A 25,740-nucleotide genomic window follows, 5' to 3' on the forward strand; every position below is an offset into this window, starting at 1 on the left:
GCCGTCTTCTCCGCCATCCATTTCAACTTGAAAATCTTTATTACCGGTTATAGCCTGGGTTTGGTGGCCGTAATCATGAACACCTTGCTGGCCACAGAAAACCAGGACTTTCTAAGCACCACCTTCGCGGCCATCCTGCTCTGTTATATTTTAATGGGTGCGGTATTGTTCGTGTTGATCCGCTTAAACAGGAATTCCTTTCACTCTCTGGAAGCCTTTCTCGCGGAATCTGAAAATGAAAAAGCACGGAAAGAACAGCACAGTGCCCTGCTTCATAGCGAGCTGCTCGTCGTAACGGAGAGTCTGGGTAAAATCAATGAACAAATCCAGACCCATCTGTCATCACAAACAGAAATGAAAATCGCCGTAAATGAAATTTCTGCCGGAAGCCAGGTCCAGACAGAACAAATCAATCAAATTTCTGAGAATGCCGAAATGACAAAGCAAAGAATGGATGAAATGTCCGAAATGTCTGTCTTGCTTTCAGATAATACTTTACAGGCTGCCAAAGCGACAGAAAGCGGTTCTGGAAAAATAAGCGAGCTGCAGGGTGATATGAAAGAGCTTGCCGCTTCTATTTCCGAATTGAGCCAGACATTCTCGATGCTGACGAAGAAAATCGAAGAAACGAATGGATTCATCGTCAACATCCGTAACATCACCGATCAGACGAATCTCCTTGCACTCAATGCTTCGATTGAAGCGGCACGTGCTGGCGAGGCTGGCAAAGGCTTCTCCGTCGTGGCCAATGAAATTCGCAAGCTGGCGGAAATGACGAAAGAAACTGCCATCCAGATTACCGAAAACCTAACTTCCGTGAATGAAACAAACTCAGCAGCACTGGAAAAAATGAATGACAGCAGTGAAAAGCTGGCAGAAAGCCGCACCGCTGTCGAGGAAGTATCAGGTTTCTTCGCAGATGTGAGTTGTACATTGCAAGTTCTGACAAATCAATTCAGTCAATTCGAATTGATGGTTGGCGATGTCCAGAATCAGACAGGCGATGTCGAAGCATCGACACGTGAGCTGGCTGCAATCATCGAGCAGGCAACTGCCGGTCTTGAAGAAATGAATGCAACCATCGAAACACTGAACGATGACAACCAGACAATTGCCGCCTACGTCAGCCAGACGGCCGCTGCAGCTGAAAAAATCGAGAAACTTGGTGCGTAAGAGCATTAGATCCAGTGCATCAAGATTACACAATGAAAAATAACCTTTAATAACAAAAATGGCCAGGCTGGATTTCTCCGCCTGGCCATTTACTTATAATAGTTTCTTTTCTATTTTCTGCTCGTAATTCTTAAACAATGAGGAATTTGTCCTGGCACCCCTGCTGGACATGATTTTATTGTACTTCAGCAGCTTGGCGCTGAGTTCCTGGTTCAGCCTGTTTTTCTCTTCCGGATTTTCACAGGTTCGGATCAGGTCCTCGATTGTCATCACTTCCTGCCTGAGCCTCTGTTCTTCTGGTGAAAAACCAGCGTTTTTCAGCATCTTGTACGCCATTCTAAGATTTTCCGGCACAGCTGATAAATCTTCCAGATTCAACGGTTTCCCGTAGCCTGGCAGGTTTTCAAACTCTCCATCCTTATAAGCACGCTTGATACGATCCTCCGAAACCACCATTGAAAAATCCATCTGAACCACTCCAGTCCATTAAATTCAACATTACTACTATTAGTATATAACTTTTATCCATTTTTTTCTAATTTAAGTATTTGGAAATAAGATTTTATCGCGTTAAAGGTTTAGAGAGTCAGCAAGCAGGCTATTAAATAGTTAAAAAATTACATATCAAGGGAGTGTTCATTAAATGAATTTTGGGGGAATTGCTTTCACTCTAATTTCGGCTGCCTTTTTCATGGGTCTGGTAGCCTGGTATTCCTACATAAAAACGAAAGGTGAGGTTAGTGATTCAGCAGGTTATTTCCTCGCTGGACGCGGACTGACCGGCGGTTTCATTGCCGGTTCCCTCCTGCTTACCAATCTATCAGCTGAACAGCTGGTCGGATTAAATGGCCAGGCTTACCGCACCAACCTGTCAAACATGGCGTGGGAGGTTACAGCTGCTTTTGCAATCATAATCATGGCCACCTACCTTCTGCCAAAATACCTCGGGGGCAACTTCACTACCCTTCCCGAGTTTCTGAGCAAGCGGTTTGATGAAGGCGTGAGACAATACACTGTCCTCCTGTTCATGCTCGGCTACATACTCGTGACGGCACCTTCCATGCTTTATTCTGGTGCACTCGCTGTCCTGCAGCTTTTCAATGTCCCTGAACTGTTTGGCATTTCTTACGTAGCATCCGTTTGGATTGTCATCTGGATCATCGGCATCATAGGCGCCATCTATGCGATTTTCGGCGGACTCAAAGCAGTAGCGGTTTCGGATACTTTAAATGGTGTCGGCTTGATCATCATCGGGCTGCTCGTTCCGATCCTTGGGTTGATTGCATTGGGGGACGGCAGTATCGGCGATGGCATGAAACAAATCGCAACTACGGACACCGAAAAAATGAACTCAATCGGGACTAAACAGGATTCCGTGCCTTTTGGGACCATTTTTACCGGCATGATTTTTGCCAATCTGTTCTACTGGGCCTCAAACCAATATGTCATCCAGAGAACCCTTGGCGCAAAGAGCCTCGCTGAGGGACAGAAGGGTGTCTTAATCTCCGGATTTTACAAGCTGCTTGTGCCGTTGACCATGATGATTCCCGGAGTAATTGCTTTCCACATGTATGGAGGCGGACTGAAATCGGTGGATCTCGCCTATCCGACATTGATTTCCGATGTCCTGCCGAAATGGATGTCAGGCTTTTTCCTGGCCGTCCTCCTTGGTGCCGTCCTGAGCTCGTTCAATTCATTATTGAACAGTGCGGCAACGATGTTCGCGCTCGATATCTATAAAGCGCGCTTTAATCGGGATGCAGATGACGCCAAATTAATTTCCGTAAGCAAAATCGCCGGCACGCTGCTGGCAGTCATTTCATTATGTATTGCACCATTATTGATGAACGCGCCTGAAGGCTTATGGGACCTGATCAGGAGATTCACAGGCTTTTTCAATATCCCGATCATCGCCATCCTGCTTGTCGGCATCTTCTCAAAACGAATACCGGCACTGGCAGCAAAAGTCGTGATCATTTTCCATGTCATCACCTACTATATGCTTGTCTGGGGAACCCAGCATCTGTTCGATTATGCTGTTCCAATCCACTTCATTCATATATACGCAATTCTGTTCGTGGCTGAAGTCGCCATCATGGTCGGAATTGGAATCTGGAAGCCAAGAGTGACACCATATACCTTCCACTCAGAAGCAGCCGTTGACATGGTACCATGGAAATACACATTGCCAGTATCCGTGATCCTGCTTGCATTCGTTGCCGTCACTTACGTTGTGTTTTCCCCGATCGGATTAGCGTACGACGGCGGTTATGTATCCACCGCATTTTGGCCGATCATTGCAGGTATCGTCGCAGTCACAGCCATTCTATCCTTTGCTGCCATAAAAAAATGGAACAGATCTTATGCCAGCTACCTGCAACAAGAAAATACGGTGATTGAAAGAGAGATCAGTACCAACGCAAATTTGAAAACTACGATTACGGACTTATCATAAACACGGGACCTATTAGAGTGAATCTAATAGGTCCTTTTTATGCTGTTTTCACCGTTATATCCTCGGTTCATTTTATTGCACATTTTGGGGCTGGGGTTTATTTGAGTTGACTAGGAAACTGCTTTTATTAGACATTTTGGAGCGGAGCTTTGTCTGAAATGTCCAGGAAACCGTTTTTATTAGACAGTTCGGAGTGGAACCGTGTCTGAAATGTCCAAGAAACTGCTTTTACTAGACATTTTAGTCTGGAGCTTTGTTCGAAATGTCCAGGAAACTGCTTTTATTAGACAGTTCGGAGTGGAACCGTGTCTGAAATGTCCAAGAAACTGCTTTTACTAGACATTTTAGTCTGGAACTTTGTTCGAAATGTCCAGGAAACTCTCTTTAATCCTAAACCCATGAATCCCTTCTTAGATCACTTCCCTCAAAGAGAAGGCGTCTGGTTAACCCAGACGCCTCCATTATTGGTATCCTTTTGCATTCTCTTTGATGATTTTATCTTTGAACAATGTGTAGCTCCATGATTGGTAGGCAAGGATGATTGGCACGAAGATGATTGCGACGATGAACATGATTGTCAGGTTGAGTTTGCTTCCTGCGGCGTCAAATAGACTGACACTGTAGGAGCTGTCAATTCTTGATGGCAGCATGTTCGGGAACATCCCGATGAATCCGAACGCCATTTTTGTGAATATGGTTACGCACACTGAAGTGAACGCATAGCCGATTTTCTTTTTAAAGATAAAGTAAGCCGAAGCAATCATCGCGGCCAATGCGAGAATCGGCACGATCCAAAGGACTGGATGCTCTGTGTAGTTATCCAGCAATGGCGTCCGGTTCACCGTTGCCAGGAAGAAAAGTGACAACATTGCTGGCGCCACTCCTGCCAACACTCGCGAAATCCTGTAAGCCCGCACTGCGGTTTGTCCTGATGTTTTTAATTGAATCCATAATGATCCAGATAAAAGGAACAGAGAAACAAACAGTAATCCTCCTAAAATCCCGTATCCGTTGAGAAGGCTGAACAGATTCCCTTCGTAGCCATTTGCTCCGATCATCAGTCCGCGATACAAATTGGCAAAGGTCACCCCAAACAAGAAAGCGATCAGGAAGCTTCCGGCAAAAAAGCTCCATTTACAGGCTACCTGCCATATCGGGTTGTCATCCTTATGCATGAATTCGAGCCCGACCGCCCTGATGAACAAAGCAATCAATACAAGGAACAACGGAGTGTACAAAAAGCTGAACATGTCCGCATAGACGGCCGGGAATGCCGCGAAGGTCGCACCTCCGGCGGTAATCAGCCAGACCTCATTCCCGCCCCAGAACGGTCCGACTGCTTCCTGGAGCTGGTTTCGTTCCTGGCGGTTTTTCGCAGTGAAAGGCAATAGCATCCCTGTTCCGAGCGTGTATCCGTCAAGAATGAAATAAACGGTCCAGATCAAGCCCCAAAGCCCGAACCAGATAATCGCAAGTGTATCATGAGACATGCTTCACGCCTCCTTCAAGACCAAATTGGACCTCTGATTCCGGTCCTTTTTTTGCGTATTTTATGATCAAATAGACATCCGCGATCAGCAGAACGGTGTAGAAAATGACGAGCGCTGCCAGCGAAAAGACGACTTGCGATACAGCAATAGGAGACACTCCTTCTGATGTCTTCATCAATCCATAAACCACCCATGGCTGTCGTCCTGCTTCTGCCACCATCCAGCCAGCATTGATTGCAAGGTATGGAAGAAGCACGGAGTAAAGGACAAGTTTCAAATATCTCGGTGAGTTCTCCAGTTTATTTTTCCGGTACAAATACAATCCGTACCACGATACAGCAAGGAAAAAGACGCCGAGCGCGACCATCACCCTGAAGGCGTAAAATACCAGTTCAACATTTGGCCGTTCATCCTTCGCTATATCATTAAGTCCTGTTACCTCGCCATCGAAGGAATTCGTGTAAAAAAAGCTGCCAAGCTTAGGAATGCTGATTGCTTCGAAAGCATTCCTCTCATTTTCCTGATCAGGAATCTGGATGAGATGGAATGGCATGGCCTTCTGGGTTTCCCAGACTGCTTCCATCGCCGCTCCTTTGGCCGGCTGCATTTGAGCTGCGAATACCCCGGATTGATGGCCGATGAATGGAGTCAGCGTCGCAGAGAAAAGTGCCATTGCCAGCCCGTATTTGAAAGATTTTTTATAAAATGCTGTTTCATTTTTCCTCAGTAGATGATAGGCACTAATGGCCATCATGAAAAATGCGCCGACAATGTAGGCACTGACGACTGTATGTACGAACATATACCATGCATAAGGATTGGTGACGAGCTCTGCGAAGCTGTTCAGCTCTACACGGCCATTTTTCAGGACATAGCCGACCGGATTTTGCATGAAACCATTTGCCGTGATGATCCAGAGTGCGGAGAGATTCGTGCCGAGCGCAACCATCCAAATTGAGATCGCCCTCATCTTCGGCGAAAACTTATCCTTGCCGAACAGCCAGATGCCCATGAAGGTCGATTCAAGGAAAAAAGCAACCAGTGCTTCAATCGCGAGCGGTGAACCGAAAATATCCCCCATGTACTTCGAATACTCAGACCAGTTCGTCCCAAATTGGAACTCCATCGTAATGCCCGTGATGACCCCAAGAACAAAGTTGATTGCGAACAGCCTTCCCCAATAATCCGCCATCCGTTTATAGGTCTGGTCAAGGGTACGGGCATACTTCGTCTCCATGATGGCAACAAGAATGACAAGCCCAAGCGTCAGCGGCACAAACAAGAAATGATAAAACACGGTGACAGCAAACTGGATCCGGCTTAAAATCAAGACCTCATCCATTTTTGGTTCCTCCCAAGTTTTTAGTTTGTGAAAAAGTTAACATACTCATAATTCTATTTTAAAAAAACTTTGTGAGTGATATTGAAGATTTTTGTAGATATTTTGTGACATTTTCCCTGTATTTTGTGATGCGCGTCACAGACATAAAAAAACAGGCCCTTTATCAAGGACCTAAACTCATTAAATATTCCCGATATTCGATGGACTTGTACTGACTCCCTGCTGACCGGGCACCCAGTTCGCCGGTACCCCTTTTCCTGTTTGCTTCGCATATTGCAGAGCCTGAAGAATCCTCAGATGTTCCGGGAGATTCCTCCCCACGTTTCCTGGATAAGTCAACTTGGCTCTAATAATACCCTCGGGATCAATGAATACCGAAGTCCTGAAGCAGGCACCTGTCGTTTCATCTAGCACCCTATAGGCACGGCTGATGACCTGTGTCCTGTCACTAACCATAGGGAATGTCACATTTTTCAGTGATGGTGAGGTTTCTTTAAAGACGCGATGGCTGTAAACACTGTCCGTGCTGATGGACATCAGTTCTGCACCCATCGCCTTTATATATGGATAAATAGCGGCGACCGCCGCCAGCTCTGTCGGTCAGACAAAGGTGAAATCGCTCGGATAGAAAAATAAAATGACCCAATTTCCCCGATAATCCTCGAGATTGATTTTCTTGATATCACCATTGATAACGGCTTCTGCAGTAAATAATGGTGCCTGGTCGTCACGGTTCGCACAAAAAACAGTCGGGCATTGCACTATATCTTTGGCATACAATTTTTCTTCCATACCAGCGCCCTCCTTTCGTAAAATTTCTATCTATACAATCATATGCTGTTCATTTTTTATATTTCAGGTTCCCTCAGGAAAAACTACATGAGACAAGAAAGGAGGGTTCACGAATGAGCAGAGGAAAAGAGTTCAACCATAAGAAAAAAGGCCATCCAGGAGACTTGCCTGCAGGTGCACTAAAAGCAAAACGTCCTGAAACCGAAGCACAGGAAGACGAGGAATTCCTGGTTGTCCAAGAAGCTTTCAAAAATCGGATTGAGGAAGATGAAGTATAGCTTATTCTGGAACCTGGCGATCGCCGGGTTCTTTTTTTGAAACTTTTTCCACATGAACATCGTATAGTTATCTATACACAATCTTTTCACACTCAGCACATTAAATTTGGGGAGGAATAAACATGATCGTAAGCACTACATCGACACTGCAAGGCAAGGAAGTAGAACAATACATGGGGGTTGTTTCCGGAGAAGCAATAATGGGCGCGAATGTCGTGCGCGACTTTTTGGCAAGTGTCACCGATGTGATCGGCGGCAGGAGTTCCGCTTATGAAAACAAGCTTGCTGAAGGCCGTGAGATCGCGCTTCGCGAAATGGAGGACAAAGCCCGGCGCCTGGGTGCGAATGCGATTATCGGCGTAGACCTTGATTTTGAGACATTGCGTGAAGGCATGATGATGTGCATCGCGACAGGAACTGCTGTCAGGATAAAGGAATAAGGTAGCAATTTTAATTCAGAAATATAGCTAATAGGACCAGGCAGGCGCCTGGTCCTTTTTATTTTTTAAAATTGGCGATGACCAGGCCATTTCCGACTACTGAGTCTCCTTGGCGCACAAAACCCAGTTTTTCATAAAGCTTAATCGCAGGCGTATTGGCTGCCCCGGTTGATACAATGATTTCATGGCATTCCTGCCGTTCAACCTCGGCCAGCAGCTTCCCTGCTATACCCCTGCGAAAAAAATCAGGATGGACCATCATCCGATGAATATCAAGCACTTCCCCTGACTTTTTATAGGAAACCGCCCCGGCCAGCACTCCTTCTATAAAATAGCCTATAAAGGTTTCGCCACAATTTTGCAGCTGTTCGAATGTTTCTTTCAACGGCGGGATTTCATCCGTGCCAATCAGGTCCGCTTCAATTCTGTATGACTTTTTCTGAAGATCAAGCACTTCAGCCGCTGCCATCACATTATTCAGTTCAATTTCCCTGATGACTGGCATGATTCCATAACCCTTTATTTTGTTTAAAATCAATTCCGGCCTTCCCTGGAGTGAAGGAAGTTTGTCCAATGCAAAAAAGCGCAGCTCCTTGCTTTCGCCATCGAGCATTTGCAGCTCTCCGTCCCAATCGGTGCAAGCATACAAACCAATCGCGTTATAAATTTCGTCGCCATTTGGATATTGAAAGTAATATTCCTCACCAGCAATTACATCCAATAACTTCAATGAATTCAGGCTCAGACCCGTTTCCTCATACAGTTCTCTGCAAGCTGTCTCTTCAAAACTCTCCCCAGGTTCCATCGCACCCCCGGGAATCCCCCACCTGCCCGTATCAGCTCGAAGCTGCAGCAGCACCTCATACTCTTTATTAAAAACAAGCACCGCAGAACCTGTCAGGATGAATGGCCGGCTGCCAATCAAGGCGCGGATTTCTCTAATATAATCGCTCATGGTCTCCTCCATTACAAAAAATCTCCTTTTTCCATTATACTAAGTAAAGCATAAGCAAAACTGTTTTGTTTTGAAAGGAGCAATCATGAAATCATTAGTCCTTGCAGAAAAACCAAGCGTAGCCCGCGAACTTGCGCGTGTGCTTGGCTGCAATAAAACGCATAAAAGTTATTTCGAAGGAAATCAATACATCGTCACCTGGGCACTCGGCCACTTGATCGAATTAAAAATGCCGGAGAACTACGATCCGAAGTATAAGGTCTGGAAGCTCGAAGAACTCCCAATCATCCCTGAAAAAATGGGGCTGAAGGTCATCAAGCAGACGAGCCATCAATACAAGGCAATTGAACATCTTGCTGAGCGCAAGGATATCGGGGAATTCATCATCGCGACCGATGCCGGACGTGAAGGTGAACTTGTGGCAAGATGGATCCTTCAGCGCATCAACTGGCGGAAGCCGATCAAGCGCTTGTGGATATCTTCCCAGACGGACCGCGCTATCAAGGAAGGTTTTAAAAACCTGAAACCCGGTAAGCAATATGAGGACTTGTACGAGTCGGCTGTCTGCCGTGCCGAGGCTGACTGGCTGATCGGACTGAATGTTTCACGGGCACTGACCACTAAGTATAAGGATCCTTTATCAGCTGGCCGCGTCCAGACTCCGACACTCGCAATGGTCCTTGAACGTGAGGATGAAATCAATAAATTCGTCCCTAAGGATTACTGGACCATCCAGGCAAAGGTTGGATCACTCAATGCTGAGTGGGACCATAAAGGCGAAAAGCGGATTTTTTCCCAGGAAAAAGCAGAGCAGATTAAACAGAAGCTATCCAATAAAAAAGCAGTGCTGAAGTCACTTGACCGCAAACAGAAGTCCGAACCGCAGCCGATGCCATATGACCTGACGGAATTGCAGCGTGACGCCAATAAACGCTTTGGCTTCTCAGCAAAGAAAACTTCCAATGTGCTTCAGGGTTTGTATGAACAGCACAAGCTCGTCACCTACCCGAGGACAGACTCACGTTATTTGACGACCGACATGGAAGCAACGATGCTCGACCGCCTTCAGGGAATCATGTCAGGTTACCGGGATGAAGCGAAACCGGCAGTCGCCCAAAAAGGCAAAGTTCAGGCACGCCGTGTGTTCAATAACGAAAAAGTCACCGACCACCACGCCATCATCCCGACGGAGGAACGGCTTCATCTGGCAGACTTATCACCAGATGAACGGAAGCTGTACGATTTAATTGTCCGCCGGTTCCTGGCTTTATTTTACCCGGCCTACCAATACGAAGTTGTGCATGCAAGCTTCGAAGTTGAGGGTGAAACATTGTCAGCACGCGAAACGAACATCCTTGAGATCGGGTTTAAAAAGGTACTTGGCAAGGATGAGGATGACGCCGCAACTCAATCCCTTGGACATCTGGAAAAAGGCAAAAGCTACAATGTCGGCCAGGTGACTGTGAACAAAAAGATGACCGAGCCGCCGTTACGCTTGTCTGAATCAGATATCCTTTCAAAAATGGAGAAATTCGGCCTCGGCACGCCGGCAACAAGGGCCGAAATCATCGAGCGCCTTATTTCATCGGAGGTCGTCGAACGCCAGAACGGCCGCCTGTACTCAACCAAGAAAGGGAAACAGCTTCTCGATCTTGTCAACGATGAACTGACCTCCCCGGAACTGACAGCGAAATGGGAGAAAGAACTGGAGGAGATCGCTCGTGGCAAAAGCGATCCGAAGGCATTCAAAAAACGGATCCGCGAACAGACTTCCCTCCTTGTTTCCGAAATCAAGAAAAGTGACAAAACATACAGGGCCCATAACCTGACTGGCTCAAAATGTCCTGAATGCGGAGAGTTCATGAAGGAGCGTAAGACAAAAGAGGGACGCATCCTTGTCTGCTCAAGCCCCGAATGCAGCTTCCGCAAGCATAAGGACCCTAAACTGTCCCAGCGCCGCTGCCCGCAATGTCACAAGCGGATGGAAATCCATAACGGCAAGGCAGGCGCCTACTTCCAATGCCGCCGCTGCAATGTCGTTGAAAAAGCGGAGGACAAAAAGAAAAAAGGCGTAACCAAACGCGAGGAACGCAAACTGAAGGAAAAATACGCCCCATCCCAGGAAAACTTCGGCACAAGTCTCGGAGATTTGCTTAAAGCAGCACTTGAGGATAAGGAATAGTTTTACAACAGCACCCTAATAAGGTGCTGTTCTTTATTTTCAATATGAAGGATTTAACTTGTAAAAAATTCCTTTGGAGTAGTATGATATTCGTTGGTTGTCATAAAGTCGGAATGCGCAAGATCCTCTAGGGACCAGGCGCTGACGCTAGATTATACTTTTAAGGAAACTAAGGAGAAGCATCATGAGGATTAGAGATTGGGATCGAAACCTAAAGATTCGCCTGTTTGGCGAGGCGTTGATGAATATAACATTTTGGATGTTCTTCCCGTTTTTGACGATTTATTTTGCCGAAAGCTTTGGGAAGGACAAGGCCGGATTCCTGCTGATTTTTTCCCAGGTGTTCTCGGTATTCGCCAATTTGCTTGGGGGCTATACGGCAGACAGATTCGGCCGCAAGCGGATGATGGTGATTTCCGCATTCGGACAGGGCATCGCGTTCCTTGTTTTTGCCTATGCGGTCTCACCGTGGTACACGTCACCAATGCTTGGATTTATCTGTTTTGCGCTTGTCGGCGTGTTCGGTTCCATCTACTGGCCGGCGAGCCAGGCGATGGTCGCAGATGTCGTCCCTGAAAAAGACCGAAGCAGTGTGTTCGCGATTTTTTATACACAGATCAATATCGCTGTCGTTGTCGGCCCGATCCTTGGAGCAATTTTTTACGTGAAATACCGGTTTGAATTGATGATCGCCGTGGCGATTATATCCATCCTGCTTGCGCTTGTCCTGGCAAAATGGACGCGTGAAACGGTTCCTGCTTCCGCTAAGCAGGCACGCGCTGAAAATGGAAAATGGTATGATTTCCTTAAAGAACAAATTGCCGACTACAAGATCATCATTCAGGACAAAGTTTTCCTCATGTTCATCATTGCCGGGATTTTGGCAGCACAGACTTTCATGCAGCTCGATTTGTTATTCCCTGTTTATACAAAGGAAATGGTGAATAATCAAACCGTTTTAGAACTGGGCAGCAAGGTGTTCACCGTGAATGGCGAGCAGGCCTTTGGTTTGATTCTTTCGGAGAATGGATTGCTTGTCGCTCTCTTCACCGTTGCTGTCACTAAGTGGGTGACACGATTCCCTGAACGGAATGTATTTGTGTTGTCGTCGCTTGTTTACGCCGTCTCCATCCTTATGTTCGGCGCTACACACTGGATCTGGGGGTTGATTTTAGCAATGGCGGTCTTCACGCTGGCTGAGCTGATGACGGCCGGTTTACAGCAAACCTTCATTTCGAATCTGGCACCCGAGAAAATGCGCGGCCAATATTTCGCAGCAGCCTCATTGCGCTATACCATCGGCCGGACGATCGCACCAATCAGCATCCCACTTACCGTGTGGATCGGTTATGGCTGGACCTTCACCATCCTGAGCGTACTTGCTGTTTTAAGCGCGGTGCTGTTCTGGGTGATGTTTCGGATGTATGAGAGCAGGAAGTCAGCTGGTGTTTAGGAAGTGCTAAAAAACCATGCAGGGAATCTGGCCTGCATGGTTTTTTTCATAGTGGGATATTAAAAAGCAGCTTTGTTGTTGATAATCAGCTCTCCCATTGTCTGCAAAAGTCGAATGTCTTAAGTTTCTTTTTTCCTGTGAAATCGTTACAATATAAAAGAAGATTCAGAAAAGGGGCGAAATAAATGAGTGATTTCAAAACGAATTTAGAGAAATATGCAGACCTTGCTGTCAAGGTTGGCGTGAACATTCAGAAAGACCAGACGCTTGTCATCAATACGACGATTGACTCTGCAGAGTTTGTCCGTCTTGTTGTAAAAAAGGCCTACGACGCAGGTGCTAAAAACGTCGTCGTGAACTGGAATGATGACGTGGTGAACAGGACGAAATACGACCTTGCACCCGATGAAGCATTCAACGAATATCCGGAATGGCGCGCACGTGAAATGGAAGACCTGGCTGAGAACGGTGCAGCTTTCATGTCGATCGTGTCTTCAAGTCCTGACTTGTTGAAGGGTGTAAAGTCCGAGCGCATCGCAAACTTCCAGAAAGCTGCTGGAACAGCACTTTCAAAATACCGCAAATACATACAATCCGATAAGGTCAGCTGGACAGTTGTTGCTGCTCCTTCTGAAGGATGGGCAAAAATGGTGTTCCCTGAAGAGACTGCGGAAACAGCCGTGCAAAAGCTTTGGGATGCTATTTTCAAGGCAGTCCGCGTGGATACTCCGGATCCGGTGGCTGCATGGAAAGAACATGACTCTTCCCTTCATGAAAAGGTTGATTACCTGAACGGCAAGCGTTATAAGAAGCTTCACTACAAAGCACCAGGCACAGACCTGACAGTCGAGCTTCCTGAGAAGCACATCTGGGTTGGAGCTGGCAGCGTCAACGAGCAGGGCAACGAGTTCATGGCAAACATGCCGACTGAAGAAGTCTTCTCTGTTCCATTGAAGACTGGCGTGAACGGCTATGTTTCAAGCACGAAGCCACTTAGCTACGGCGGAAACATCATCGACAACTTCAAGCTGACTTTCGAAAACGGAAAAATTGTTGGCGTCGAAGCAGAAGAAGGCGAGGAAATCCTAAAGCAGCTCGTTGCGACAGATGAAGGATCACACTATCTTGGTGAAGTTGCCCTTGTACCATTCAACTCGCCAATCTCTCAATCAAATGTGCTGTTCTTCAACACACTATTTGATGAAAATGCATCCAACCACTTCGCAATCGGCAGCGCTTATGCTTTCTGCGTAGAAGGCGGCAAGACAATGTCTTCCGAAGAACTGGCTGAAAACGGCTTAAACGAAAGCATCACGCACGTCGACTTCATGATCGGCTCCGATCAAATGGACATCGACGGCATCACAGCAGACGGAACCGCTGAACCAGTATTCCGTAATGGTGACTGGGCACTGTAAGATTGGTTTAATATTCACGGAAACAGCCGGACATTTTGTTCGGCTGTTTTATTGATTGGGTTGGAATTTTATTGTGACACTTTTGAATTCCGCTCTGCTTCAGACAGCTTTTCTGCTTTTGCTCTCAAACTTGTCCGAACCTGGGGCTACTTCGGACAGCTTTTCTGCTTTTGCCCTTCAACCTGTCCGAACTTGGATCTACTTCCGACAGCTTTTCTGCTTTCCCCCTCCAAGCTGTCCGAACTTGGGGCTGCTTCGGACAGCTTTTCTGCTTTTGCTCTCCAACCTGTCCGAACTTGGATCTGCTTCGGACAGCTTTTCTGCTTTTGCCCTTCAACCTGTCCGAACTTGGGGCTACTTCGGACAACTTTCCCTCTTCTCTCATCAAACCTGTCAAAATAACAAGCTTTTCTTGACAGCTTCCCCTCTTCTCCCATCAAACCTGTCAAAATAACAAGCTTTTCTTGACAGCTTCCCCGCTACTCCCATCAAACCTGTCAAAATAACAAGCTTTTCTTGACAGCTTCCCCGCTGCTTCTATCAAACTTGTCAAAATCTCGTGCGTTTCTTACATCAAACCTGTCTGAACCACGAGCTTAGTATAGTTTTACAAAAGGTTCCTACAAAAATTAAAACTCCCTTTTCCCTTATGCACCCTAAATCACTGTGCTATAATGAAGTTATCAAGGAATCTTTACATATAATATTAGAAATATTGTTTACCTAATTGTTTATCTGGGGGCGACGTCTTGATTCAATTACAGATTATTGTGTCAGGAGAGGTTCAGGGTGTGGGGTATCGGTACTATACACAAATGAAAGCTATTCAGTTTGGAATTACTGGCTGGGTAAGGAATCTTCGTGAAGGCGGCGTTGAGATTCTTGCTTCAGGTCCTAGAGGCGATCTTGAGAAATTCATTGATGAGGTGCGAAGGGGCAATCCTTTTTCCACTGTTGACCACATTGAAGTGAACGAGATTGAAAATACCGAAACCTATAAATCTTTCGCAATAAAATATTAACAGGCAGAGGAATTATCCTCTGCCTTTTCTGTTTAGTCAAAATCGATGATAGATCCATCCGGCTCTTTTAAAATGGCATCTCTCATCTTTTTCAGTTGTTCTTCCTCGCTCGGTTTTAATCCAAGCAGGTTGAGCAGGCCCAGTGAATCGAGCAGTCCTTCCGTCAAGCTTTCCAGCTGATCAGTCAGGGTCTTGTCTGTTGGGCAAAGTTCGTCCAGCATTTTATTTTCCGCCAGGGCCTTGTCGATCAATTCCAGGCCCAGTTCTTTAGTAATTTCGCCATCCGCAGCCTTCAGCTTTTCACAGGCAGATTTTGCGGTGGCGTCAACTGTCCCTTTTACTGGTTCTGTCACTGGTTCGGTCGCTTTTTTGACAGTGTCAGTCGTTTCATTGACGACCTCTTTCACAGGCTCTGTTACTTTGCCCACCGTCTTATCCACAGGTGTGACAACCTTGTCGACTGTATCATTGACCGGTTTGGTTACCTTCTCAACTGTATCTTTGAGCGGATCGGTCGCCTCCTTGAGTGGGTCTGTCACCTTTCCGATCGTATCATCCAGTGGATCTGTCACCTTCCCGATTGTATCATCCAGCGGATCCGTCACTTTCCCAATCGTATCCTCCAGCGGGTCCGTCACATTCCCTATCGTATCATCAATCGGATCTGTCACTTCCCCTACCGTGCCGTCCAACGGGTCTGTGACATTCCCGATCGCGTCATCAACTGGGTCGGTCACATCTTCTACCAGTTCGTCGGCTGGATTTGTGATTGATCCAGCTTCTTCACCACTCTCTTCATCTCCCTCACATGTAAGCGGAAGCTGGCCGCTGGTGATTTTTCCAATCTCCTTCTTCATTTGTTCAAATGGCATCGAGCCGAGTTCCTGCAAAATTTTCAGGGTGCCTGGCTTCTGGACTCCGCCATTGCCGCTGACTGTCTGCAGCTGAAGCTGGTCGAGACTGCTGTTGGCGGCTTTCATTGAATGGGCGACCATGGTCACTCCTTCGAGGGCAGCATTCGGAATGACTTTCACTGCGTGTACGCATGCTCCCTGGAAGGAAATCGCGCTGGCATCGACCTGCATTCCTTTAATATGGACGGGGCCGCTGGCTTTCATTGTGATGCTTACCGTTCCTCCCGGAGTCGCGAACTGTTTAGTCAGTCTCATGCCATAAATCTGTGCGGAATCGTAGGTGATCCGCAGCATCGGCTTTGCCTTCGAGCCAGATGTCTCGCCTGCCACAATCGTTGCCTTCATATTCTCGCCGACGACTCTGTCAGCCTGGATGATGAACCCGTCGGCATCACTTCCAGCTGCATTCGCTTTTTCAATAAACGGGAGAAAGGATAATGCAGCGAGTTGAATGCACATTCCTATTAAAAATAACCGATGTTTGACAATCTTCATTTTTTCTCCCCTTTACCCTGTTTCGGCTGGTTGCTCTGTTACGTTCGAGCCTGGTGATCCTGATGCCTCTTCTGCAGGTACGATCCGCCATGCTGTGAGCAAGGCACCGCCAATAATGCCGAATATCGTCCCGAACAGGAAACCGCCCAGTGCGCCAATGACCGATAGAATGGATAAAAAAATGACGATGATGCCCAGTGCTTTAGAGGCACTTGGCAAAAAGAAAGACATCAATCCCATCAGCGTGATTAAGCCGCCAAATAGCAAGCCAATGACTGCGACCGACCCTGGAAGGAATGTGCTCAAATACAGGTTCAAGGGCACCCATAGAATCATCAGCCCGCTTAATACGGTCAATATCGATCCGAAAAAAGGCCTTGTATGCCTCCATTTTTTAAAAACCATATCTGTCACCTCGATTATTTCTTATCGATTTTTTCCACGGTCAATTTCATGCCCGCCATATTGATGGTCTCCTGGAATAGATAATGCGTTTTCAATTTTGCATTTTCAAGAGTAATCGTGCTTGATGTCTGCTCGAATTGCTTTGTCCAGTCTGTACTGTTGTTTTCCTTTAGCGCGAGGTTCTGGAACTTGGCATTCGCTTCAATCAGCCCGGCATCATGCTGGAGACCGGAGATCTGTACTGGCTTTGATGCCTGGATTTTTACGCGGATCCATTCGCCGCCTACCTGAAAGTCCTTATATAACTTCAGATTGTCGATTGTCAGGGTGTCGATGATATTGGTTCCTTGCGGTGCAGCGTCAGAGCTGCTGGTCTCTCCGAGTTTTGGATAGAATTTGTAGCCTTTGCCCTCTAGCTTATCGAATTCAACATAGAAATCCCCTACCCCGGCGATTGGTACAGCATAGGCCACTCCGGATACACCGAAGGACACAAGCAGGATTCCAAGCGCAAGCAATCCGGATGCGAGCGCACCCCAAAACACCTTTTTATTCGTCTTGCTTTCCATGACGACAGCTCCGTTCAAGAAAGCCACCTCCGTTAAATATTTTTAAAATTCAAAATTAATTCTCTCCATACTATATCCCCGAAAAATCAAGCCTACAACTCCGAAAAAAATCGTTAACAACATGTTAACCCCGTTAAATGTCGGGGTATATGAAGTTGACGGACAAAAATCTGAATTTTTAAACGAATATTATTTTACCAGAATCTGAGAGTGAGGTTGCCTGATGGAGCATAAAATTGAGGATTTGGCTATAAAAGGGTTATTTCTTTTAAAAGAATACGAGAAACCTTTTCTTAAAGAATGGTCCTGCTTAAAGAAGGATTTAAAGGACTGGCAAAATGAACTTGTTTCAGAGTTTGAACGGATGATTGTTTATGGCTTCAACAATCTTTCGAAAACTACTTTTGTTTCTACAAACGATTTCATCCAGTTGCTGGTCCTGAAATGGCAAAAGCGACATCCCGAATTCGTCGATGATTTTGATGCCATCTTCCTGATCAGCGCAGTGGAAAATCTATTTCATAAAGCATTAAAAAGAAAGAATGCTGGATTCCTTGATCACCAGGCAATTCAGGTTTTTTTTACGAGAATCATCGATAAGGTCTTGCGCACACAGCGGCTGGAATACCAGGATGATAAATGGCTGAAGACCATCGCAGGGCTCCGAACTGTCAAGAGCAATTGGCTCGCGGTTATCCGGAATGAAAAATCACGATACAAAGTTAATAAAGTCGTCTGCGGAGACGTCCAGCAGGCAACCGAACAACTTGTCACCATGTGTGAGGGCCTTCAAGCAGACCATCTGGAAAATTTGTCGACGGCCCTGAGCAGATTGCTGTCACCAGGCCAGGAAGCACCTCAAATCATTACAATCCCCTGCCTGACTGAAACCCTGATGATTTGTATAAAGGACCAGGCCGAGACGATCACAGATGAGCAAAAAGAGACGCTGAGAAAAATGTATCTGAAACAGATGAAGCTCAATCACTTGGAGAGCGAGCTAGAATGGAAGGATGCCACCCTCCTGTTCCAGCAGCGGCTGATCCATTCGCAAAGCGCCTCGGAAGCGGTCAAAATGATCACCCGGGGACTGGTTGACTATCTTCCTTTTTCGCGCTGTGCCCTTTTCATCTACTCACCAGGCGAGCACAGTGGTGTCGGCGTCCATGCTCATAATGTCAATACGGGGTCTGTCCAGCATATAAAGGAAAGCATCGCCGAATTCCCGCTTTTGCGTAAATACTTAAAGCATTTCAGCCATTCAAAGCCAATTTTCATCGAAGACGCTGCCGAAATTTTACCGGGAAAATATGTACGCGATTATAGTTTGAAATCCCTGGTCGTCCTGCCGATATACGTACCGGCTGAGAACAAACTGATTGGCCTCGCGCTTCTTGACCGCGGGGAAAATAAGTCATTCACCGTCAACAATCAGACTCTGACGGCTCTCATCAAGTTTGGACAATATGGCGGCGAATTATTGAACCAGTATTACGAGGATGCCGTCCAGCTTTTTGGCGTCCAGCACACAGTCCTGACCATACGTGAACGTGAGGTCCTGAAGCTCATCGCCGAAGGTGCCTCCATCAATGAAGCAGCCGACGCACTCCACCTCAGCGCCTATACGGTACGTGATTATATTTCAGCCATCATCCATAAACTCGACGCCAAGAATCGGACCGATGCTGCGGTAAAAGCGTTGAAAATGAGGCTGATTCAGTAAAATCAAATATATTTTTAGGCCTGTCCCCGTCAGGGTATCAGGCCTATTGCTTTTTCCCTGACAATCTCGCAGAATATAAGGGATATTATTTATAGGGGGTACATATTGAATGTGGAATGAATTCAAGAAATTCGCCTTTAAAGGCAATGTGCTGGATCTCGCTGTCGGGGTCATCATCGGGGCAGCATTTGGAAAAATCGTTTCCTCACTTGTTGATGACATTATTATGCCGATTGTTGGACTTGCAACTTTTGGTGCGGATTTTTCAGAGCTTACATACAAAGTGGTAAAATACGGTGCGTTTCTTCAATCGGTCGTCAACTTTTTCATCACGGCTTTTGCCATCTTCATATTCATCAAAATCATCAGCCGCTATCGTAAAAGGGAAGAGGCAAAGCCTGCCGTTCCTACACCGGATGTAAAAGAAGAGCTTTTAAAAGAAATCCGCGATCTTCTAAAGGAAAAAAACCATATTTAAATTTTCTCGTTCTGGATGAAACCTGCCATGCCTGTCACCCGTATATATAAGCAAATAACTTTATGAGGTGACATATTAATGTACGCATACACAGATAATTCGATGATGCCATCGGTAATGAGAACTTTTGCTTTTTCCCTGGCAATCGCCTTCGTTGGCACAATGGCAGGAGTGTTCGTTCCGCCAGCGCTGTTCCTTCCGCTCGTTATCATTGAGCTTGCGATGCTGATCGGGGTGTTCTTTTTACGCAAAAAGAAAGCCATTTCCTATGCATTCCTCTATGCATTTACGTTCATCTCCGGAATGACGATGTATCCGGTCATTGCCCATTACATCGCGGTATCTGGTGCAAATGTCGTGATCAACGCGCTTGGAGCAACTACTGTTGTTTTTACAGGACTCGCGATTTATGCGACAAAAACGAAGCGTGACCTCAGCTTTCTTGGCGGCATGCTGATGGCAGCCTTGCTGGCTTTGATTGCTGTCAGTATTTTTAACTGGATCTGGCCGCTAAGCACCACGGGAATGATGGCTTATTCCTTCATTGGAATCCTCGTTTTCAGTGGATATGTGCTGTTTGATTTTAACAGAATGAAACATTATGGAGTGAGTCCGGAAGAAGTGCCGCTGATGGCTCTGAACCTGTATCTGGATTTCATCAATCTTTTCCTATATATACTCCGTTTCTTCGGGATCCTATCAAGCAATGACTAAATATTACTCAAAAGGCAGTCCATAACGGCTGCCTTTTTGCTTGTACCAATATTTAGAACTATTACCAAGTTTTTATTGAGTTTAATGAGTTTTCTGTGATTTCACCCGGGTATATATATAGTGCAAGGCCAATACAAAAACTAGAAGGGACTGGTTAAAGTGCAAAACTTTACGGCGACTTCGGAATATGTCATTGGCTTAGCAAACGGAGGAAGATTTGCGTTGCTATCTCAAGGCACGCTGGTCTTAAATCGATGGACTTAACATCGCTTGACCACATTGTTTTTGAATAGCTCAAGCAGGACACTCCTCTAAGTTAGTCCGCAGGATTGGAGCAATGCCAATACTAGTAAGGAAGGGACTGGTTAAGTTGAAAGACTTTACGGCGACTTCGGAATACGTCATTGGCTATGCAAGTGGAGGAAGATTCGCGCTGCTGTCTCAAGGCACGCTGGTCTTAAATCGATACATTTAAAATCGATTTACCTCAGATGGGCAAGTTGAATAGCAACAGTTTAATACTCCTCCCATCGTCCGGATGTCGGACTTAAAAAAGGTGCAGGCCCAGTGGCCCGCACCTTTTTTAATGAGATTCTTGAATTAGGAATTCAGACGCTGATTTCCTCCATTAACCTTCCAACCTTGAATGTGCTCCCAAATGTTTACTAGATTCCGACATCAGGGTATTTAATAACTATCTTAAACGAGGAGGTTTTTACACATGGAAAAGGATCATATGATTCATAAAGATGGCGAAGTGGACACTAGCAAGGTGGATGAGACGCTAGAACGAATGGATACTCAGAAGGCAGATGAAATCCTTGGTGATTTTAATGAGTTCAGGACTTATTTAAGCAAACGAATCAATCTTGGCAAAACAGCTGGTTTAGATGAAGAGCAGCTGGCAAAGACAGCGGAAAAGGTTGCTGGTTATCTCGCTGAGAACGTGGCACCGCGCAATAAAGAAGAGCAGCTGTTGCAGGAGCTTTGGAAGGTCGGCAATAAAGAACAGCAGCATGCCCTTGCCCATATGCTTGTGAAACTGGCTGAATAGAAAAAAATCGCCCTCGGGCGATTTTTTATTTGGTCCGGTTTAACTTTTACCCAAAGAATCGATTCTTCTTTTTCACCTTCAGGATATCTCCCATCCAGCCTTTTACCTTTAAATAATAATATAGGCCAGCTGTTGATGCGATGATCAATATTCCTGCAAATAAATACCCTAACTTCCACTCCAATTCCGGCATCACTTTGAAGTTCATTCCCCACACAGCACCCCAAGCGGTCACTGGAGTGAATAGAATCGTCATGACTGTCAGGGTCTTCATGATTTCATTGCCGCGGTGGGTAGACACGACTTCTTCGAGATTGATCATTGTATCGATTGCCTGCTGGTATTCGCTTAGCAGCATCCTTATCCGTTCTACCCGCGTCTCTACCCGGTTGAATTCGGAGTTCTCATGTATTCCTTTTCCATATGCTTCCTCAGCGATGAGTTTTATCTCGACGATTGGCACAACCAGGTTTTTCCAAACAAGGAGTTCGTGCCGATTTTCATAGATTCTCTCAAGGATTTTCAGATTGTTCTGTTCCTTCATTTCCCATAATAAATTATGAAGACGTTCTTCATAGCCATCTATCTTTTGTAAATAAGTCGATAAAATTTCTCCGAGAAGAATTAAAAAGCCTTCTATCCCATTTTCTGCCTGATTCATTTGTTTCTGTACTCCGATTGGACTTGCATCAATAATGGAGAAATCAAAATTAACCGTTATGAAAAATTCCTTACAAATGTAAAAATGGAAAATATTCTTCTCACCCTTATCCTCGATATCCTGTTGATAAATGAGCGAGCCCCAAATGTATTCCTCTCCCCTTATTTCAGTGTTAAGGTTGAGAAGATTAGCTTTCCGATCTATTATGTTTTCAAACCATTCACCACAGTTTGAGCTTTTGGAGACCAGCTCCTTTACTTTCTCCTCGTCTCCCTCATCGAAATCAAACCATGTCCATTTTTCCTGATTAAATGTATATTTCAAGGGTCTCAGACCTTTCATATGATATCAACTATTACTCTTCCCTTTAAATGCAAGCTTGAAACGAATACTCTAATACTTGGCAGGCCTTCCATTTTAAAAATGTTTCTGAATTTTATTGGGCGGGTAAATACGAATATAGACAATAGCAAATTCAAAATTAATACAGGAGGGAAAAACAATGCAAACCAAAACGAAAAATGCTGTCATGTTAGGTGTTGGAGCTGCAGCCCTTTGGATGGCAATGAAGCCGGAAAATAAAACAAAACTTACCGAGATGGCTACGCAAGTGAAAGAAAAAGTGATGCCTTCGAAGACAGATGTCTTACCGGTACAAAAAGCAGGCAACCCTGACCCGTTGGATGTTGAAGACAACAAGATGGTCAGTGAAGGCGCCATGTACGGTGTGAATTATTACAACGAGAATCTTCAGGAACAACGATAAAATTGTCCGGGGAATGGCTTCCCCGGTCTATTTTTGTTTAAATCGCACCTCGGCAATCAATACTAGATAGTACGAGGGGGGATGGAGGTCATGGGCATTCTATTCATTTTCATATACCTGTTCATCGTTTTTACCGTGATTGAGATTAATACGTCCATTTTTGTGGCGACTGGTTTGGAGCGAAAAGTAGCCAGATTCCAGGTCATCTCGATGTTAACCGGAACTGGATTTACAACAGGGGAATCTGAGCTGATCATTGACCATCCTGTCAGGAGACGGTTGGGCGCATTTCTGATTTTGTTCGGAGCTTTCTCGCTGGCAGTCATCATCTCGGCCATCAGCAAAATATTAGAGGATGAATTTTATACAATGGAAATCGCCTATGTTGCCGGCGGGCTGTTGGTCCTTTTGTTAATATTGCGAGCGCCGCTGGTGCAGCATTTGATGTCCGGGAAACTGAAGAGCGAGCTAAAAGAAAACTATGAACTGGCTGATTTGCCGATCAGCGATGTCCTTGTAATGGAAGAAGACGATGAGGTCAGGGAGATTGCCATTAATGAAGATTCGCGCTTCGCTGATATGACCTTCGATGATATTGTCGATATGGAAGACGATATTATTCTGTTATTCATTAAAAGAGGCGAAATCAATATCCGCAACAAAGCACATGAGACGAAATTGGAGCCAGGTGACAAACTTGTTTTATACGGCAATAACCCTAAAATCGAAGAAAAATTTAAAGATGCCTGACACTGTGCTTGTATGCTGCAAACACTGGTCAGGCATCTTTTATGGTTCTTTCAAGCTCTATTCCATTGAGATGCTTGCGCTGTTCTTCTCGCGAAGCTGCGCAATTCCTTCCTTGCAGACACCATACTGCAGCCAGGAGCAGTTTTTACAAAGTTCATCAAGGTCATCAGGTTCAACTTTTTCAGCGGTCCAATTTACAAGCTCCGACTTTAAATAGCGCTCGCCGGGTACAAGTCCTAAATGGCGGATGACTTTCCCGTCCATCGATAAAACATGCTCATTGGAACCCTCGCTTGCCTCGCAAATCTCAAGCCCGCGGTGCGGACATGACATGCAGGCGTCATCGAACGCAGCAACCACCTTTATGTAAAAGTCCTGCTCAGGATCACGGATATCCTTCACGATCCCTTCCATTTTCTTCACAAATTTATCACTATAGCCCATTCCCCTGAAACCATGCACACAGAGGAGATGGTGCCCACGCAATACTTTTTCCACACCATCACTCCTGAAAAATTCTTCTAACTATTAATTCTTCGAAAATCTCCGAAATCCTTTTACAATCGGGAATCTCTGATCGTATTCCTTGAGAGCCAGGTGATGCCAATCTTCTTGCAAATCGTCATGTAATGGAGCAGCAAGATGACCATACTGCCAGTATTCATGCCAATGATGACGCCCTCCATCCCCCATTCAGACCTTGAGCCGACCAGGTAGATGAGCGCAAAGGTGACGATCGTTGCATAGACGGAATGGATAAAAGCATCCTTCACCAGCCCGAGCCCGATCAAATAGGCCTGCATCGGGATCGTAAAATAATGGAACAGGAAGTAAGGTGCCAGCAGCTGCAAAAAGACAGCGGCTTGTTTCGAATGGAAAAACGTCATCGTCAATGGCTCAGCCAAAAAATAAAAGGCCGTTACAGCCGGCAGGCCATAAAACAAAGTCAGCAGCATCACCTGCTGAAGCAATTTTTGCAGCTTATGGAACTCTTTTTCCGCATAAGCCTTTGATACGGTCGGAATCAGGATAATCAGGAAAGAATGCGCAATGAAAGCCGGAAAAAAACCAATCGTCATCGCAATCCCCGCCATCATTCCGAATTGTTCAGTTGCCATTTCAGGTGTTAGTCCTGCGGTGACGATGGCAAATTTAATCAAGAAAGGCTGGACGGCATGGGTCAGAGAGTGAAAAATCCGCAGGCCTGTCGTCGGAACGGACACCTCCACCAGATTTTTTCTGACTTCTCCGCCGCTTACAGGCTTACCAGGCACCTTCCTGATTTTTTGATAAGACATGATGAAATGGTGCAATAAATACAGGAAGACGACGAGTTCACTCCCGGCAAGCGTGCAAAAGGCCACAAGCAGTGCCGTTTCACTGCCAAACTCGAAATACTGGAAAACAGCCGATAACAGGACAAGCTGGACAGCCCGCCGCAGGAAATGCGAAATCGCGATCTTTCCCATTTCCTGTTTACCCATGAAAAACCCCCTGGCAATCGCGGTGATTGTCATGACCGGGATGAGCGACAGGACGACCCATTTAAGCATTGGATGGTATTCATTGAAAATCGGAATGATCGGAAGCACGATGGCTGCCAAAATCAGCAGGACCGTTGTAAACACCACTGCCAGCCTAATGGCATGCCTCATCATGCTCCGATGGTACGACTCATCATGCTCGGCAATCATCTTGGATATCGATACGGGCAATTCAAAATTTGCCAGCAGCATGATCAGGAATATCGTGGGCAAAATCGTCATGTAATGCCCCATCCCGCTTTCCCCAAGCTCGCGCGCGAGAATCATATTGACCAGGAATTCCACCACTTCACCAAAAAAATTAGCAACCACGAGGATGGACATCCCTTTTAAAAAAGTATTCATAGCTTCTCTCCCAATCCTGTCTCATTTACTCCTATAAACATATGAGACAAGTCCGGACAATATTAAAGAAAGTGCAAATTGGCGGTGAGCAACGCTTAACAGACGTCTTCAACAGTAGATGCCTTAGCCTGGGAGCAGATTTTATAGGAAGGAGTATAGTTTTATAACCGAAACCATGATTTTTTAACAAGTTTAGGTTTTTTCAGCAGAAAATTTTAAATTTTTATAGCTAGTTTTTCTTTTTGATATCACATTTCAAAATTATATAGCGAGTTTTTGATTTATATAGCGAGTTTCAATTTTTTATAGCGAGTTTTCTTTT

General features: G+C 45.6%; 26 protein-coding genes and 1 pseudogene. 15 read left to right on the forward strand and 12 right to left on the reverse strand.

Annotation, left to right across the window (positions count from 1 at the left end; genetic code table 11):
- Window positions 1-468 precede the first annotated feature (468 nt).
- Window positions 469-1,173: a methyl-accepting chemotaxis protein gene (locus J7E38_RS24465; protein WP_251030310.1), complete on the forward strand. Its 705-nt coding sequence runs from the start codon at window positions 469-471 to the stop codon at window positions 1,171-1,173.
- A gap of 93 nt (window positions 1,174-1,266) precedes the next feature.
- Here J7E38_RS24465 and J7E38_RS12120 read toward each other — a convergent pair whose 3' ends face one another.
- A complete protein-coding gene (locus J7E38_RS12120) occupies window positions 1,267-1,641 on the reverse strand; it encodes a DnaJ family domain-containing protein (protein ID WP_214707656.1) in 375 nt (124 codons plus the stop codon).
- Window positions 1,642-1,816: 175 nt separating this feature from the next.
- Here J7E38_RS12120 and J7E38_RS12125 point away from each other — a divergent pair, with 175 nt between their 5' ends.
- The gene (locus tag J7E38_RS12125) at window positions 1,817-3,628 is read left to right on the forward strand and encodes a solute:sodium symporter family transporter (protein WP_214707658.1); all 1,812 of its coding nucleotides are present in this window, start codon (window positions 1,817-1,819) and stop codon (window positions 3,626-3,628) included.
- A 461-nt stretch (window positions 3,629-4,089) separates the two neighbouring features.
- Here J7E38_RS12125 and cydB read toward each other — a convergent pair whose 3' ends face one another.
- From cydB to J7E38_RS12140, 3 genes are all read right to left on the reverse strand, one after another.
- Complete coding sequence (cydB, locus tag J7E38_RS12130; RefSeq protein WP_214707660.1) at window positions 4,090-5,118, reverse strand: cytochrome d ubiquinol oxidase subunit II; 1,029 nt, start codon at window positions 5,116-5,118, stop codon at window positions 4,090-4,092.
- Window positions 5,108-6,460 (reverse strand): cytochrome ubiquinol oxidase subunit I, encoded by a 1,353-nt coding sequence (locus J7E38_RS12135; RefSeq protein WP_214707661.1) that lies wholly within the window; start codon window positions 6,458-6,460, stop codon window positions 5,108-5,110. Before J7E38_RS12135 ends, cydB begins: the two co-directional genes overlap by 11 nt.
- A 180-nt stretch (window positions 6,461-6,640) precedes the next feature.
- Window positions 6,641-7,252 (reverse strand): peroxiredoxin, encoded by a 612-nt coding sequence (locus J7E38_RS12140; RefSeq protein ID WP_251030303.1) that lies wholly within the window; start codon window positions 7,250-7,252, stop codon window positions 6,641-6,643.
- A gap of 113 nt (window positions 7,253-7,365) precedes the next feature.
- Between J7E38_RS12140 and J7E38_RS12150 the strand changes: the two genes are divergently transcribed.
- Both J7E38_RS12150 and J7E38_RS12155 read left to right on the forward strand, forming a co-directional pair.
- A complete protein-coding gene (locus J7E38_RS12150; RefSeq protein ID WP_214707667.1) occupies window positions 7,366-7,530 on the forward strand; it encodes a hypothetical protein in 165 nt (54 codons plus the stop codon).
- 122 nt (window positions 7,531-7,652) lie between these two features.
- Window positions 7,653-7,970, forward strand: a complete 318-nt coding sequence (locus J7E38_RS12155; protein ID WP_214707669.1) for a YbjQ family protein — start codon at window positions 7,653-7,655, stop codon at window positions 7,968-7,970.
- Window positions 7,971-8,028: 58 nt separating this feature from the next.
- Here J7E38_RS12155 and J7E38_RS12160 read toward each other — a convergent pair whose 3' ends face one another.
- Together J7E38_RS12160 and J7E38_RS12165 are read right to left on the reverse strand one after the other, a co-directional pair.
- Window positions 8,029-8,475: a GNAT family N-acetyltransferase gene (locus J7E38_RS12160; RefSeq protein WP_353049950.1), complete on the reverse strand. Its 447-nt coding sequence runs from the start codon at window positions 8,473-8,475 to the stop codon at window positions 8,029-8,031.
- Window positions 8,476-8,493: 18 nt separating this feature from the next.
- Window positions 8,494-8,925: pseudogene (locus tag J7E38_RS12165) on the reverse strand (NUDIX hydrolase); the annotation flags it as partial.
- Window positions 8,926-9,010: 85 nt separating this feature from the next.
- On the opposite strand from J7E38_RS12165, the gene J7E38_RS12170 reads away from it, so the two are divergent.
- From J7E38_RS12170 to J7E38_RS12185, 4 genes are all read left to right on the forward strand, one after another.
- A complete protein-coding gene (locus tag J7E38_RS12170) occupies window positions 9,011-11,107 on the forward strand; it encodes a DNA topoisomerase III (protein WP_214707673.1) in 2,097 nt (698 codons plus the stop codon).
- A 184-nt stretch (window positions 11,108-11,291) separates the two neighbouring features.
- Window positions 11,292-12,560, forward strand: coding sequence for an MDR family MFS transporter (locus tag J7E38_RS12175; RefSeq protein ID WP_214707675.1), 1,269 nt, complete (start codon window positions 11,292-11,294; stop codon window positions 12,558-12,560).
- A gap of 185 nt (window positions 12,561-12,745) precedes the next feature.
- The gene (locus tag J7E38_RS12180; RefSeq protein WP_214707677.1) at window positions 12,746-13,978 is read left to right on the forward strand and encodes an aminopeptidase; all 1,233 of its coding nucleotides are present in this window, start codon (window positions 12,746-12,748) and stop codon (window positions 13,976-13,978) included.
- A 749-nt stretch (window positions 13,979-14,727) separates the two neighbouring features.
- Window positions 14,728-15,000 (forward strand): acylphosphatase, encoded by a 273-nt coding sequence (locus J7E38_RS12185; RefSeq protein WP_214707679.1) that lies wholly within the window; start codon window positions 14,728-14,730, stop codon window positions 14,998-15,000.
- 32 nt (window positions 15,001-15,032) lie between these two features.
- On the opposite strand, the gene J7E38_RS12190 is transcribed toward J7E38_RS12185, so the two are convergent.
- The 3 genes from J7E38_RS12190 to J7E38_RS12200 are packed head-to-tail and all read right to left on the reverse strand — an operon-like array spanning window position 15,033 to window position 17,401.
- Complete coding sequence (locus J7E38_RS12190) at window positions 15,033-16,409, reverse strand: collagen-like triple helix repeat-containing protein (RefSeq protein WP_214707681.1); 1,377 nt, start codon at window positions 16,407-16,409, stop codon at window positions 15,033-15,035.
- Window positions 16,410-16,421: 12 nt separating this feature from the next.
- Window positions 16,422-16,814, reverse strand: a complete 393-nt coding sequence (locus tag J7E38_RS12195) for a DUF6114 domain-containing protein (RefSeq protein WP_214707682.1) — start codon at window positions 16,812-16,814, stop codon at window positions 16,422-16,424.
- A 14-nt stretch (window positions 16,815-16,828) separates the two neighbouring features.
- A complete protein-coding gene (locus J7E38_RS12200) occupies window positions 16,829-17,401 on the reverse strand; it encodes a DUF6230 family protein (RefSeq protein WP_144475222.1) in 573 nt (190 codons plus the stop codon).
- Between the two features lie 205 nt (window positions 17,402-17,606).
- Between J7E38_RS12200 and J7E38_RS12205 the strand changes: the two genes are divergently transcribed.
- The 5 genes from J7E38_RS12205 (at window position 17,607) to J7E38_RS12225 (ending at window position 21,352) form a co-directional block, all read left to right on the forward strand.
- A complete protein-coding gene (locus tag J7E38_RS12205) occupies window positions 17,607-19,106 on the forward strand; it encodes a LuxR C-terminal-related transcriptional regulator (RefSeq protein WP_214707684.1) in 1,500 nt (499 codons plus the stop codon).
- A 109-nt stretch (window positions 19,107-19,215) separates the two neighbouring features.
- The gene (gene mscL / locus J7E38_RS12210) at window positions 19,216-19,584 is read left to right on the forward strand and encodes a large-conductance mechanosensitive channel protein MscL (protein WP_214707686.1); all 369 of its coding nucleotides are present in this window, start codon (window positions 19,216-19,218) and stop codon (window positions 19,582-19,584) included.
- A 78-nt stretch (window positions 19,585-19,662) separates the two neighbouring features.
- Entirely contained in the window at window positions 19,663-20,298 is a 636-nt protein-coding gene (locus J7E38_RS12215; RefSeq protein WP_214707688.1) for a Bax inhibitor-1/YccA family protein, read from the forward strand.
- A gap of 337 nt (window positions 20,299-20,635) precedes the next feature.
- Window positions 20,636-20,773: a hypothetical protein gene (locus J7E38_RS12220; protein ID WP_176167229.1), complete on the forward strand. Its 138-nt coding sequence runs from the start codon at window positions 20,636-20,638 to the stop codon at window positions 20,771-20,773.
- A gap of 246 nt (window positions 20,774-21,019) precedes the next feature.
- Window positions 21,020-21,352, forward strand: a complete 333-nt coding sequence (locus tag J7E38_RS12225; protein WP_214707689.1) for a DUF3243 domain-containing protein — start codon at window positions 21,020-21,022, stop codon at window positions 21,350-21,352.
- A gap of 46 nt (window positions 21,353-21,398) precedes the next feature.
- Here J7E38_RS12225 and J7E38_RS12230 read toward each other — a convergent pair whose 3' ends face one another.
- Window positions 21,399-22,337, reverse strand: a complete 939-nt coding sequence (locus tag J7E38_RS12230) for a magnesium transporter CorA family protein (protein ID WP_214707691.1) — start codon at window positions 22,335-22,337, stop codon at window positions 21,399-21,401.
- A 178-nt stretch (window positions 22,338-22,515) separates the two neighbouring features.
- On the opposite strand from J7E38_RS12230, the gene J7E38_RS12235 reads away from it, so the two are divergent.
- Together J7E38_RS12235 and J7E38_RS12240 are read left to right on the forward strand one after the other, a co-directional pair.
- Window positions 22,516-22,779: a hypothetical protein gene (locus tag J7E38_RS12235; RefSeq protein WP_144475228.1), complete on the forward strand. Its 264-nt coding sequence runs from the start codon at window positions 22,516-22,518 to the stop codon at window positions 22,777-22,779.
- A 90-nt stretch (window positions 22,780-22,869) separates the two neighbouring features.
- Window positions 22,870-23,529: a TrkA C-terminal domain-containing protein gene (locus J7E38_RS12240; RefSeq protein ID WP_214707693.1), complete on the forward strand. Its 660-nt coding sequence runs from the start codon at window positions 22,870-22,872 to the stop codon at window positions 23,527-23,529.
- Window positions 23,530-23,586: 57 nt separating this feature from the next.
- On the opposite strand, the gene J7E38_RS12245 is transcribed toward J7E38_RS12240, so the two are convergent.
- Together J7E38_RS12245 and J7E38_RS12250 are read right to left on the reverse strand one after the other, a co-directional pair.
- Window positions 23,587-23,973: a DUF1284 domain-containing protein gene (locus J7E38_RS12245; protein ID WP_251030311.1), complete on the reverse strand. Its 387-nt coding sequence runs from the start codon at window positions 23,971-23,973 to the stop codon at window positions 23,587-23,589.
- Window positions 23,974-24,086: 113 nt separating this feature from the next.
- Window positions 24,087-25,418, reverse strand: a complete 1,332-nt coding sequence (locus J7E38_RS12250; protein WP_214707697.1) for a polysaccharide biosynthesis protein — start codon at window positions 25,416-25,418, stop codon at window positions 24,087-24,089.
- Between the last annotated feature and the right edge of the window lie 322 nt (window positions 25,419-25,740).

It is taken from the genome of Bacillus sp. ISL-35 (assembly GCF_018613355.1).
Classification (GTDB): Bacteria; Bacillota; Bacilli; order Bacillales; family Cytobacillaceae; genus Mesobacillus.